General features: G+C 67.0%; 8 protein-coding genes and 7 pseudogenes. 7 read left to right on the top strand and 8 right to left on the bottom strand.

Going from position 1 to position 12,484, the window contains the following annotated elements:
* Positions 1 to 30: 30 nt before the first annotated feature.
* The 4 genes and pseudogenes from FQ389_RS18405 to lysX form a co-directional block, all read right to left on the bottom strand.
* Positions 31 to 231 carry a cytochrome P450 gene (locus FQ389_RS18405; RefSeq protein ID WP_260860299.1) on the bottom strand — a complete coding sequence of 67 codons (201 nt, stop codon included), beginning with the start codon at positions 229 to 231 and terminating at the stop codon, positions 31 to 33.
* A 152-nt stretch (positions 232 to 383) separates the two neighbouring features.
* Positions 384 to 612 (bottom strand): annotated as a pseudogene (locus FQ389_RS18400) (cytochrome P450); the annotation flags it as partial.
* 393 nt (positions 613 to 1,005) lie between these two features.
* Positions 1,006 to 1,972 (bottom strand): annotated as a pseudogene (locus tag FQ389_RS00315) (esterase family protein); the annotation flags it as partial.
* Positions 1,973 to 2,055: 83 nt separating this feature from the next.
* Positions 2,056 to 5,394 (bottom strand): bifunctional lysylphosphatidylglycerol synthetase/lysine--tRNA ligase LysX, encoded by a 3,339-nt coding sequence (gene lysX / locus FQ389_RS00310; RefSeq protein ID WP_186296214.1) that lies wholly within the window; start codon positions 5,392 to 5,394, stop codon positions 2,056 to 2,058.
* A 452-nt stretch (positions 5,395 to 5,846) separates the two neighbouring features.
* Here lysX and infC point away from each other — a divergent pair, with 452 nt between their 5' ends.
* The 4 genes and pseudogenes from infC to FQ389_RS00290 all read left to right on the top strand — a co-directional run.
* Complete coding sequence (gene infC / locus FQ389_RS00305) at positions 5,847 to 6,455, top strand: translation initiation factor IF-3 (protein ID WP_260860389.1); 609 nt, start codon at positions 5,847 to 5,849, stop codon at positions 6,453 to 6,455.
* A 46-nt stretch (positions 6,456 to 6,501) separates the two neighbouring features.
* Entirely contained in the window at positions 6,502 to 6,696 is a 195-nt protein-coding gene (rpmI, locus tag FQ389_RS00300) for a 50S ribosomal protein L35 (RefSeq protein WP_144205759.1), read from the top strand.
* A gap of 83 nt (positions 6,697 to 6,779) precedes the next feature.
* The gene (gene rplT, locus FQ389_RS00295) at positions 6,780 to 7,169 is read left to right on the top strand and encodes a 50S ribosomal protein L20 (RefSeq protein WP_144205758.1); all 390 of its coding nucleotides are present in this window, start codon (positions 6,780 to 6,782) and stop codon (positions 7,167 to 7,169) included.
* An 86-nt stretch (positions 7,170 to 7,255) separates the two neighbouring features.
* A pseudogene (locus FQ389_RS00290) lies at positions 7,256 to 7,837 on the top strand (TrmH family RNA methyltransferase); the annotation flags it as partial.
* Positions 7,838 to 7,841: 4 nt separating this feature from the next.
* Here FQ389_RS00290 and FQ389_RS00285 read toward each other — a convergent pair.
* Positions 7,842 to 8,104 (bottom strand): annotated as a pseudogene (locus FQ389_RS00285) (oxygenase MpaB family protein); the annotation flags it as partial.
* Positions 8,105 to 8,223: 119 nt separating this feature from the next.
* Between FQ389_RS00285 and FQ389_RS00280 the strand changes: the two are divergent.
* Positions 8,224 to 8,418 (top strand): annotated as a pseudogene (locus FQ389_RS00280) (rhomboid-like protein); the annotation flags it as partial.
* A gap of 31 nt (positions 8,419 to 8,449) precedes the next feature.
* On the opposite strand, the gene rsgA reads toward FQ389_RS00280, so the two are convergent.
* Both rsgA and aroA read right to left on the bottom strand, forming a co-directional pair.
* Positions 8,450 to 9,442: a ribosome small subunit-dependent GTPase A gene (gene rsgA / locus FQ389_RS00275; RefSeq protein WP_144205757.1), complete on the bottom strand. Its 993-nt coding sequence runs from the start codon at positions 9,440 to 9,442 to the stop codon at positions 8,450 to 8,452.
* Positions 9,439 to 10,728: a 3-phosphoshikimate 1-carboxyvinyltransferase gene (gene aroA, locus FQ389_RS00270; RefSeq protein ID WP_144205756.1), complete on the bottom strand. Its 1,290-nt coding sequence runs from the start codon at positions 10,726 to 10,728 to the stop codon at positions 9,439 to 9,441. The genes rsgA and aroA overlap by 4 nt, the downstream gene beginning before the upstream one ends.
* A gap of 58 nt (positions 10,729 to 10,786) precedes the next feature.
* Between aroA and FQ389_RS18395 the strand changes: the two are divergent.
* A pseudogene (locus tag FQ389_RS18395) lies at positions 10,787 to 10,861 on the top strand (hypothetical protein); the annotation flags it as partial.
* A 257-nt stretch (positions 10,862 to 11,118) separates the two neighbouring features.
* Positions 11,119 to 12,003, top strand: coding sequence for a cyclopropane mycolic acid synthase family methyltransferase (locus FQ389_RS00265; protein ID WP_144205755.1), 885 nt, complete (start codon positions 11,119 to 11,121; stop codon positions 12,001 to 12,003).
* Here the strand turns inward: FQ389_RS00265 and FQ389_RS00260 are convergent.
* A pseudogene (locus tag FQ389_RS00260) lies at positions 12,000 to 12,475 on the bottom strand (YbaK/EbsC family protein). The gene FQ389_RS00265 and the pseudogene FQ389_RS00260 overlap by 4 nt on opposite strands.
* Positions 12,476 to 12,484: the final 9 nt, after the last annotated feature.

Genomic DNA, 12,484 nt, shown 5'->3' with positions numbered 1-12,484 from the left:
CCGAGGGCTTCGTCGTCGGTCAGCGCGTCATCACACGGTCAGCACGTCATCGCCCGGGTGCCGCCGATGCTCGGCGACCGCCTCGGTGAGGTAGGCAAACAGTTCCAGCGCGGGTGTCAGATCGAGGGACTCGCCGGCGGCATTCGGGATGCTCAGCTCGATGCTGGCATCCTTCCATCGGATCAATCGTTCGCGATCTCGCAACGGGAGGCCGAACAACGTCAGAAACACCTGCGACGGATAGTGGAGTCGCCAGCTCGGACATCATCGCACTCCCCGCGTGGCGCGATCGAGTCGATGATGTCGATCGCTTGCGCCTGAATGGACGGCAGGATGTCCGCGAGTGCATTCGGACTGAAGAACGGCTGCAGAATCCGTTGAAACCAGTAACGCCCATTGCTCCGTATGGTCGAGCAGGACCTGCATGGAAGCGGTCACCTGGTTACGGGTGGTGTCTATTACGGCAAGTAGCAGCCCGGCCACCGTCAGGCGCAGTTCGTCGGCGCTGAGCCGATCGCCGTCATCCTCGGCCCGAATGAGATTGCAGAGCAGATCATCGGTCAGATGGTGCCGCCGCTGCGCGATCATTCCGTCGACGTAGGCGTCCAATTCGGCCGCTCGCGCTCCAGATACCGCACCATCTGTTGCCAATAGATCAGCGTGAGCGACATCTGCAGCGCGGTCGCGATCAGCGCAGGCCGCAGTCGATGTCGGCAGGCGGCCAGCATAGCTGACCACCAAGGCCGCGTACCGGGGTCGCCGGGTGATCCACATTTCCTAGCCCAGCATCGCCCGCGTCGACCAGGCTCGTTGCTGGGCGGTTTGCCGAAGACAAATGGGTTGATGGCGAACCACACCGCCAGCCAGACCGCGTGCTGGTGTCGCCCGGTCCAGGCCGCCACCACGATCAGCGGTGTGCTGGCCCAGCGCGTCCAGGCGCTGCTATAGATGGCAATGCCGTGCGAACACCGCCCGCCGCATTCGCGTCACCCGCGACACCGGCGGCTACTTCGGGGTGGTGTTCGAGTGCTGCGCCGGGACCACCGTCTTCGCGGGAGGCGACGAGGCGACCTCGGGTGCGCCGCCGGGCAGCGGGGTCCGCGGCACGCCGGGGTGCCGAGCCGACCGGCCAGCCACGGCAGGGGCGGCGGCGCAGGCCCGGTCGGCGAACGGCCAGTCGTGTTTACCGGGCTGGGGCAGCACCGTGCAGTCGATGCCGTTGGCCCGCCCCAGCGCACACAGTGGGTACGGTCTGGTTGCCCGGGTTGGCGGCGGCGTCGCGTCCCGACAGCCGCATGGCGGCGGGTGTCCGCGATCGACGAATCCCGGCGCCCCGCCGTCGCACCGTCTGAGGAGATGGCGAACCAGCCGGAAACATCGCGGCACTGGCCGTGCCGGTTGATCACGGTGTTCGGGTCGAACGACGCCCAGGCGTCGGTGCTGCCAACCGAACAGCCGGCTGATGGTCTGCGCTTTGGTGCCGGCGTTCGGGAAGAAGTCGCCGGCCACGTCAACTGCGCGGGTCCAGTCGGAGGGGTGTTGAACTGGCCGCCGATCATCATCACCGTCGGCAGCTCCGGGGCGGGCTGGTGGTGAACCAGGCCGACGGCAGGCACACCAGCTCGTCGCGGTGCTTGAAGTGCGAGGCGGTCGACGGGATCGTCACCGGCACCACGCTGCCGTGCGGGGGCAGGTTGCCCTTGGCGGCCATCGCCGTAACGGCGGCGCGGTCGGTCTGGTCGGGCAGCGGGCCGGAGGTCAGGTCGCTCCATGCGGACTGCACGGTGGGGAAGTAGCCGACCCACAGATTGAGTACCAGCACGGCGCTGAGCAGGCAGAGCGGAACCGACAACGCGGCGGCGCCACGCCGCCACGCCCGGCTGCCACGCCAACCCAGGCACAGCACCGCCGCGGCCATGCATCCCAACGCAATCCACAGCCACAGCGCCGCCGGCGCGGGATCCTCGGACAGACGCCCCGTACGCCATGGCGGCCACGATCGCGGCGGTCGCCGGCAAGGACACCGTTCGCCAGTGCTGGGATCGCCGACCCCGGCTAATGAGGCTTGGCCAGCGGAAACGGCAGGGTCTCGCGGATGCTGCGGCCAGTTACGAGCATCACGAGCCGATCGACGCCCATGCCGAGCCCGCCAGTGGGCGGCATGGCGTATTCCATGACTTGCAGAAAGTCCTCGTCGAGCTCCATGGCCTCCGGTTCGCCGCCAGCGGCCAGCAGCGACTGCGCGAGCAGCCGGCGCCGCTGTTCCACCGGGTCCGTGAGCTCGCTGTAGGCGGTGCCCAGTTCGACGCCCCAGGCCACCAGATCCCATCGTTCGGCGACGCCGGGCTGGCTGCGGTGCGGGCGAGTCAGCGGCGACACCGAGGTCGGGAAGTCGATGTAAAAGGTCGGCGCCTCGGTCCGGTCCTCGACGAGGTGCTCGTAGAACTCGAGCACGATCGCGCCGGCGTCCCAGTGATTCCGATACGGAATGCCGGCGCGGTCGGCCAGCTTGCGCAGCGCGTGCAGCGACGTGAGCGGGTTGATGTGCTCACCGAGCGCCTCGGAGACCGCGTCGTGCACGGTCTTCACCGGCCACTCGCCGGAGACGTCGACCGGTTCCACCCGGGTGCCGGACTCGTCGTCCGGGTGCGGTCGCAGCACGGTCTGCGCTCCGTTCGCGGCCTGGGCGGCGTTCTGGATTAGTTCGCGGCAGCCGTCGATCCACACCCGGTAGTCGGCATGGGCCTGGTAGGCCTCCAGCAGCGTGAACTCCGGGTTGTGGCTGAAGTCGACTCCTTCGTTGCGGAACGCCCGGCCCAGTTCGAACACCCGCTCCACCCCGCCCACGCACAACCGCTTCAAGTACAGCTCGGGCGCGATGCGCAGGAACAGGTCCATGTCATAGGTGTTGATATGGGTGACGAAGGGACGCGCGGCGGCGCCGCCGTGGATCGGCTGCAGGATCGGCGTCTCCACCTCGATGAAGTCCTTGGCGAACAAGGTTTCCCGGATGGAGCGCAGCACGCTGCTGCGTGCGGTCACGAGATTGCGCGACTCGGTGTTGACCGCGAGATCGACGTAGCGCGTTCGCACCCGCGTCTCAGGGTCGGTCAGCCCTTTCCACTTGTTGGGCAACGGCCGCAGGCACTTTCCGACCATCCGCCAGTCGGCGACGATCAGCGAGCGGGTTCCGTTCTTACTGAACCCCATGTGCCCGGTCATTTCGACCAGGTCGCCGAGGTCGATGGCGGCGGTGAAATCGGCGGTGCGACCGGACTCCAGGCGTGAATTGTCCAGCAGCACTTGCATTTCGCCGGACCAGTCCCGCAGTTCCGCGAACAGCACGCCGCCGAAGTCGCGGATCCGCAGGATCCGGCCGGTGACCGACACAGTGTCCTGGTCGTCGCTGTCCAGCGCCTGCGCTACGGTGTGACTGGGCGGCGATCCCACCGGATAGGTGTCAATACCGTTGCGCTGCAACGCCCTCAGCTTGATCAGGCGAACGCGCACCTGTTCGGGCAGGCGGCGCTGGTACTCCTCGGAATCGACTTCGTCGCCGCGGTCGATTCCGCTGACGTCGGGCGCGGATCCGTCTTCGTGCAGCAACCCGGACTCGGCCAGCCTGGCCGGCACCGCGGAGTGATGCCCGGTGTGCACCTTGTCGCGCCGGCTGAACGGCAGCACCAGGAAACCCTCGGCCATGGCTGAGGCGACACCCACCCGTGGTATCAACCGGGCGTCCTCGTAGCAGGCGTACCGCGGCACCCACTCCGGTTGGTACTTCATGTTCGAGCGGTACAGCGTTTCCAGCTGCCACCACCGGGAGAAGAACAGCAGCAGCCCACGCCACAACCGGGCGATCGGGCCGGCGCCGAGCTGGGCGCCCTGCTCGAACGCGGAGCGGAACATGGCGAAGTTCAGCGACACGCGGTTGATGCCGAATCGGTCGGCGTTCAGGGCGAGTTCGCTTACCATGAACTCGTTGGTGCCGTTGGGCGACAGGGGGGAGCGGCGCATCACGTCAAGGGACACCCCGGTGCTTCCCCACGGCACCAGTGACAGCATCGCGACCACCTGGCCGTCCCGGTCCAGCGCCTCGACCAGCAGGCACTCGCCGTCGGCCGGGTCGCCGAGCCGGCCGAGCGCCATGGAGAACCCGCGCTCGGACTGGGTGTCTCGCCAGGCGTTGGCGCGCGCAATCGTCTCCGACATCTCTTCGTCGGAGATGTCGCGGTGCCGCCGGATGCGTACCGTCAGTCCCGCCCGGCGAGACCGCGTCACGGCCTGCCGCACGCCCCGCATGTCCGGCCCGGACAACCGGAAGTCGCTGGTTCGCAGGATCGCCTCGTCACCCAGCTCCAGGGCGTTCAGGCCGCGCGCCCGATACACCTGCGCGCCCTGCGAACTCGCGCCCATGACGCCGGGCGTCCAGCCGTAGGTCTTGCACAACGCCAACCACGCCTCGACGGCCTGCGGCCAGGCCCGGGGATCGCCCACCGGGTCACCGCTGGCCAGGCAGACACCGACCTCCACCCGGTAAGTGATGGCGGCGCGACCGCTGTGCGCGAAGACCACCGATTTGTCGCGCCGCGTCGCAAAGTAACCCAACGAGTCGTTCTTGCCGTACAGCTCGAGCAGCCCGCGGATCGCCGACTCGTCCTCGCCGGTCAGTGCGTTATCGGCGCGCTGGGACTGGAAGAGCACGATCGCGGCCGCGATCAGCGCGAGCGCACCGAACAACCCGAAGATCGCGTTCATCAGGACGTGCGGCTTGCCGGTGAATAGGTCGGGGTCGGCGAGGGCGAAGCCGACCACCCGGTTGGCCACATACGGCAGCCGGTCCTGCCGAGCCAGCGATCCGGGGAACAGCTCGACCAGGCCCCAGGAAAGCAGGATCCCGATCACGTCGCCGACGACCAGGACGGCGGCCGCCTTGAGCAGCGCGGCCCGGCGGACCTTGGCCCAGAACTCCCGGTAGCTCAAAACCAGCAGCACGATCACGACGATGTGCAGCGCGAAGCCGAGGCTTTCCCCGAACGTCTCCGACGCCGTGTTGTCGCCGGCCGCGATGTCGGCGGCGTTCCAGAATGCGGCCAGCACCATCTGGCCCAGCAACACCCACCACGCGATCCGCTTGCGTGCGGTCAGCGCCGCCGCCAGCAGCGCCAGTACGAACGACCACGCGATGCTGGTGTCGGGGAAGTTGAACAGGTAGTCGTTGATGAATTCCCGGGGCGCTTTGATCAGCCACCGGATCAAGGGCGACACGCTGGCTAGCAACGACAGCGTGGCAATGACACCCACGGTCCAGCCGGCGGCCGCCGGTACCCACCGATAGCGGGAATTCGACCGGCTGCCGGAACGGGGCCCCGAAGCAGCAGAAGCGAGAGTCACAGACCGCGAGGATATGCCTTCGACCCATGAAATGCCTGGCGAAGCGCCAATAGTCGCCGCCGCGAATTCCCGGCGCGGCGGCGCCGAATCACGCTCGCCAGCGAATTCTCGGGGCGGTGCCGCCGTGGTTGAGATGCTGGTCGACGGCCGATGGCTGCTAGACTATTCAATGCGACCATCTCGGCTCAGGCCTGGGACAGTTTAAGTGGAGTCCCTCCCACCGCTAACCGCGAAATTATTTCAAGGCTCAGCGGTCCGGTCACAGGTATCTAGCGGTACCTGTTCCGCGTATCTCGCGGGCGGTTTGAACTCGTTCAACCCGTGATCGGTCGGCATCGGGCCTTGCTTCTGCAGGGCTTTTTGCTGATGGTGTGGCGTCGCCACCGCTGAATCCCGACGGCCACCGCGGCTGGTCGCAGCGAGTGGACTAAAAGCCCAACAAGGGAGGCCCTATCAGCACTGAGACCCGCGTCAACGAGCGCATCCGCGTACCTGAAGTCCGATTGATTGGCCCAGGGGGGGAGCAGGTAGGCATTGTGCGCATCGAAGACGCCTTGCGCGTCGCCGCGGATACCGATCTCGACCTCGTCGAAGTTGCCCCTAATGCCAGACCACCGGTCTGCAAGATCATGGACTACGGCAAGTTTAAGTACGAGGCGGCGCAGAAGGCGCGCGAATCCCGCCGGAACCAGCAGCAGACCGTGGTCAAGGAACAGAAGTTGCGACCCAAGATCGACGATCACGATTACGCGACTAAGAAGGGACACGTAATCCGCTTCCTGGAATCAGGATCGAAGGTCAAGGTGACCATCATGTTCCGCGGTCGTGAGCAGTCGAGGCCCGAACTGGGTTACCGATTGCTGCAGCGGCTGGGCGCGGACGTCGCCGAATACGGATTCGTCGAGACGTCCGCCAAGCAGGACGGACGCAACATGACGATGGTGCTGGCACCGCACCGCGGCGCGAAGACCCGCGCCCGGGCGCGGCACCCCGAAGAGGTGGGAGCCGGCGCGGCGCACGATGCCGCTGAGACCGGCGACACCACCGCTTCATCGACCTGACCGACGCTCAAACGACACTGAGGACTGACCGAGAACCAGAGGAAACATGCCAAAGGCCAAGTCCCACAGCGGGGCGACAAAACGATTCCGGCGCACCGGAACCGGCAAGATCGTCCGCCAGAAATCCAATCGCCGGCATCTGCTCGAGCACAAGCCGAGCAAGCGGACCCGGCGGCTCGACGGCCGCACCACGGCCGCGGCCAACGACACCAAGCGCATCAACGCGCTGCTGAACGGCTGATTTGCCCAGGCGGGCGCCGGGCGTGGCGCAGCCACCCGGACCTGCACCCTGACCATTACGTTTGAACGAGAGTAGGAATATCCATGGCACGCGTAAAGCGGGCAGTCAACGCCCACAAGAAGAGGCGCAGCATCCTGTCGGCCTCGAAAGGCTATCGCGGCCAGCGGTCCCGGCTCTACCGCAAAGCCAAAGAGCAGCAACTGCATTCGCTGCAGTACGCCTACCGCGACCGCCGGGTGCGTAAGGGTGAGTTCCGCAAGTTGTGGATTTCGCGGATCAACGCGGCGGCCCGTGCCAACGACATCACCTACAACCGGCTGATCCAGGGCCTGAAGGCCGTGGGCGTGGGACTCGACCGGAAAAACCTCGCCGACATCGCGATCACCGACCCGGCGGCGTTCACCGCCCTGGTCGACGTCGCGCGGGCAGCGCTGCCCAAGGACGTCAACGCGCCCTCGGGAGAGGCTGCTTAACTCCGGTGCTTACTGAGCGCTCGGCCCAAGTGGCCGCGGCGGTCAAATCGTATCGGCATGTCGGATGGTGACGCGCCCGCCAGTTCCTGGCCGAAGGCCCCAGCCTGGTCGGGGCGACCTTGGCGTGCGGGCTGGTGCGCGACGTCTTCGTCACCGAGCTCACCGCGCAGCGGCACGCGAAATTGCGGCAGGCCAGCAGGGCTCGGTGCATGTCGTCACCGAGCGTGCCGCAAAAGCCTTGTCCGACACCGTGACTCCGGCGTGCCTGGTCGCCGTGTGTGACATGCCGTCCGCCGGACTGGCTGAGGCGCTGGCCGGGTTGCCGCAGCTGGTCGCCGTCGCCGTGGAGATCAGCGAGTCGGGCAATGCGGGCACGCTGATCCGCCTTGCTGGCGCGATGACGCCGCCGCGGTGATCCTGGCGGGACACAGTGTCGACCCCTTCAACGGCAAGTGCTTGCGCGCCTCGGCCCGCGCATCTTTTCGCTTCGGATGGTGACCGCGCCGGAGCTCGATGCGCTGCTGGCCGCGTTGCGCGGCGCCGGGCTGCAGGCGCTGGCCACCACGGTCGACGGTGGGACCCGGCTGGACGAGGCCGGTGAACTGTTGACCATGCCGACGGTATGGCTGTTCGGGCCCGAATCGCACGGGTTGCCCGAGGAGGTCAGCGAGCAATTCGGCGACCTTGACGAGGAGCATGAAGAACGTCGCCGTCGTAGACCACGCCCATGATAGGATACACGGACCGGGCCACCCGTTGCAGCGGCTCGCGCAGCAGGATCGAATGCTCTTCGACACCAGCGCCGAGGTGGTGCAACATGTTCTGGATCGCCCCGATCCAGACACCCATCATCCCTGTCGCAGATCGCCAAAGTACTTCCAGGTAAGGGAATCTGGTACGAGCGGATCAGCGGATGTAGTCGCTAAGGAACTCATCACAACCTCCTAATTTTCCTCACTGCGCTCACGATAACTTTGACAACATTTGTTGTCTACGATTTCAACGGGTCCCTCGCGAACGTGTTACCGAGATTCCATCCGGGTGTGGCGGCGCCGTGATGCGGGCCAGCACCAACCTGCACAACCTGGCGCACGGCCATGTCGGGACGCTGCTGGGCAGCGCGCTGGTCGTCGACGCCCGTACGCTCTACTTCTGGGTGCTCTTCCTGACCTGCCTGCTGGCCCTCGCCGAACTTCACCTGATCACCATCCGCTTGATGATCGCGTTTGTGGTCACCGAGGGGCATCTGGTGCGGCCCGGCGAGCTCGGCATTCGGCTGGCTAAGGCTCCCTGAGCGCCCAGAGTAATCGCCTTGCTGCCTGGACGCGCTGAGCCGCGGGTCCAGGCAGCGAGTCCAGCGCGCATTCCGGGTCGGCCGGCGGTCCCATGTGGCCGCAGCCGCGCGGGCAATCCTGCACGGTGTCGGCCAGATCGGAGAACGCCATCATCACGTCGTCGGGTTGGACGTGGGCCAGTCCGAACGAGCGGATGCCCGGGGTGTCGATCACCCAGCCCGCGCCGGCCCGCGTCGGATCAAGGGGCAGCGCGACCGACTGCGTCGACGTGTGCCGGCCCCGGCCGATATCTGTCACTTCTCCGACGGCCAGATCCGCTTCGGGGACAAGACGATTCACCAGCGTAGACTTGCCCACCCCGGAATGTCCGAGCAGTACGGTGATTTTGCCCGACAGTAGATCCGCCACCGCCAGCAGCGGATCGTCGTGGCCGGCGGCGACGACCGCCAGGTCAAGATCCGCGAACTGTTTGGCGAACGGCTCGAGCGGGGCGAGGTCGGTCTTCGTCAGGCATAGAATCGGGGTTAGTCCGCCCGCGTAGGCCGCGATCAGCGCCCGGTCGACCAGACCCGTGCGCGGTGGCGGATCGGCGAGCGCCACCACGATGAGCAGTTGATCGGCGTTAGCGACCACCACACGCTCGGTGGGATCGGTGTCATCGGCGGTGCGCCGCAGCACCGTTCGTCGCGGCCCACGACGCACGATCCGGGCCAGGGTGTCCGGCCGCCCGGACAGATCGCCGACCACGTCGACGTCGTCGCCGACCACGGTCGGGGTGCGGCCGAGTTCGCGGGCCCGCATGGCGATGACCCGGCGTTCGGGCCGGCCGCCCAGCACGCACCCCCAGCGGCCGCGGTCGACGCTGACCACCATGGCGGCCTGGGCGTCGGCATGCTCGGGGCGGGTTTTGGTCCGGGGTCGTGAACCCCGGCCGGATCGGACCTTGACGTCGGATTCGTCGTAGTCGCCCGGTTTCAATCGCTGGACTCCAGCATGTGCGACCACAGCTGCGGGAACTCCGGCAGCGTCTTGGAAGTGGCGCCGATGTCGTCGATCTCGACTCCGGTGACGCGCAGCCCGACGATGGCACCGGCCATCGCCATCCGATGGTCGGCGTATGCGCGCCAGCCGCCGGAGTGTAGGGGAGTCGCGGTGATCACCAGCCCGTCGTCGGTCTCGCGGCAGTCGCCGCCGAGGCCGTTGATCTCCGCGCTCAGCGCGGCGAGGCGGTCGGTCTCGTGACCGCGCAGATGCGCGATGCCGGTCAGCCGTGACACCGACCCGGGAGTTGCCAACGCGGCCAGTGCTGCCACCGACGGTGTGAGTTCACCGACGTCGCGCAGGTCGACGTCGAATCTGTCGAAACCGCTGGGCCCGCGCACCTCGAGATATGAATCAGTATGAGTGACAACGGCATTCAGCTTGCCTAGCATGTCAAGGATGTGGCCGGCGGGTTGTACGCTCACGGCCGGCCATCCGGTGATGCGCACGCTGCCGCCGGTGACCACCGCCGCGGCCAGGAAGGGAACGGCGTTGGTGAGATCGGGTTCGACGTCCCAGTGTTGGGCCGCGACGACGCCCGGGTTCACCCGCCAGCGGTTGGGCGCCGAATCGTCGAGATCGATGCCGGCCTGCCGCAGCATCACGGTCGTCATCGCGATATGCGGCGCGGACGGCAGCGACGTGCCGGTGTGGGTGACCGTCAGTCCGTCGCGAAACGATGCCCCGCACAACAACAGCCCGGATACGAACTGCGATGACGCCGACGCGTCGATCGCCACCGCGCCGCCGGCGACCGATCCGCCGCCCAGCACCCGGAACGGCAGGCCCGTTCCCTCGATCGGGACACCCAGGTCGCGCAGCGCGTCCAGCAGGGGCGCGATCGGCCGGGCCCTGGCCTGGTCGTCGCCGTCGAATATGACCGGCGAGTCGGCTAGGGCGGCCAGCGCCGGAACGAACCGCAACACCGTGCCGGCCAGGCCGCAGTCCACCCGCGTGCCGGGACCGGGGTTGAGGCGGCCGCTGACTTTCAGTTCGGACCCGTCCCCGTCGACGGTCAGGCCGAGCGTGACGAGCGCGCCGATCATCAGGTCGGTATCGCGGCTGCGCAACGCGCCGCTGATGGTCGAGGTGCCCTGGCCCTGGGCGCTGGACAGTCCGGCCAACACCAGCGCCCGGTTGGTCTGCGATTTCGAGCCCGGAACGGTGACCGTCGCGTGCACCGGCGCCGGTGCGGTGGGGGCCGTCCAAGGCTCGGTGTTCACGGCTTCATCCTGCCGTGTCGGCGGGTGTCGTGGGTACCGGGCACCATGAAAGTCATGTGTGGACGGACGGTTTGCGGTGACGACAGATCCGGCGCTGGCCGAGAAGATCAAGGCGATCGACGAGGCTACCGGCACGTCGCCGGCTGCTGGTTGATAGCGATCGGGGTCGTCGACGTGGTCAGTGCGCTGCAGGTGCGCAGCCGGACGAAAGCCGCCTGACCCGGGTCGGTACAGCACCGGATCCGGGGCCTCCACAACGTCGGTCGCTTGGCGGCCGACGTTGTGCGCGTGACGAGGTGGGCGGTCGGATAGACTGGCGGACGAAAATTCGACCAACTTTAATCGAATACCGCAAACCCATTTAAGTCTGACTGTCGAAGGTTGTGCCTTTTGTCCGCGAAGAAAAGCGAACCCCCGGAACTGCAACCGCATTTCGCGGATGTGCAGGCACACTACGATCTGTCCGACGAATTCTTTGCGCTCTTCCTGGATCCCACCCGAACCTACAGCTGCGCGTATTTCGACCGCGACGACATCTCACTCGAAGAGGCACAGTTCGCCAAGGTCGACCTGTCGCTGGGGAAACTCGGGCTGCAACCCGATATGACGCTGCTCGACATCGGCTGCGGATGGGGCACCACGATCGTGCGCGCACTCGAGCGTTACGACGTCAACGTCATCGGCCTGACCTTGAGCCGCAACCAGCAGGCGCACGTCCAGCAGCGGCTGGACAGCCATCCGTCAACGCGCAGTAAGCGCGTCCTGCTGCAGGGCTGGGAACAGTTCGACGAGAAGGTCGACCGCATCGTCTCTATCGGCGCCTTCGAGCACTTCGGACGCGACCGCTACGACGACTTCTTCAAGACCGCCTACGCGGCGTTGCCCGATGACGGGGTGATGATGCTGCACACCATCATCAAGCCCAGCGACGAGGAATTCGCCGAGCGTGGACTGCCCATCACCATGACCAAGATCCGCTTCATGAAGTTCATCATGGACGAGATCTTCCCGGGCGGTGACCTACCCAACGCCAAGGCGGTCGGAGAGCACGCCCGGCACGCTGGCTTCACCGTCACGCTCGTCCAGCCGTTGCGGCTGCACTACGCCCGCACCCTGGACCTGTGGTCGGCCGCCCTAGAAGCGCGCCGCGAGGAGGCCATCGCGATCCAATCGGAGGAGGTCTACGACCGGTACATGAAGTATCTCACCGGCTGCGCTGACCTGTTCCGCGAGGGCTACACAGACGTCGCGCAGTTCACCCTGACCAAAAGCTAGCTGCGAATGTTCGCCGTCACCGCGCCGGTGACGCGGATCAGGTCCCGCGGCTCCACCGCGACATCCCAACCGCGGCTACCGGCGCTGCAGAACACCCGCTCCCCAGGGCGCTGGAGTCGACGACCGTTAGCAGCCGCTTGCGCTGACCGAATGGCGAGACCGCCCCCACCACGTAGCCGGCGGTGCGCTGGACCAGCGCAGGAACGGCCATCGACGCCTTCGGCACGCCGAGCGCCGCCGCGGCCGCCTTCAGCGAAAGCCGCGCGGCGGCCGGCACGACCGCGACCGCCAGCCCGTCGGACACCGCGATCACCAAAGTCTTGTAGATCTGCTCCGGCGCAACGCCGGCCGAGCCGAGCGCCTTGACGGCTTCGACACCGAACGACTGCTCCCGGGGATCCTGGCCGAACTTCACCACCTGGCGCGGCACACCGGCTCTGGTCAGGGCCGCCAGCGCTGGCGTCGCGGCCATGTCGGCCCG

This window comes from Mycobacterium tilburgii (assembly GCF_902168065.1).
Lineage (GTDB): Bacteria > Actinomycetota > Actinomycetes > Mycobacteriales > Mycobacteriaceae > Mycobacterium > Mycobacterium tilburgii.
Note: the sequence above shows the minus strand (reverse complement) of the source record. Positions and strands in the feature narration are given on the sequence as shown.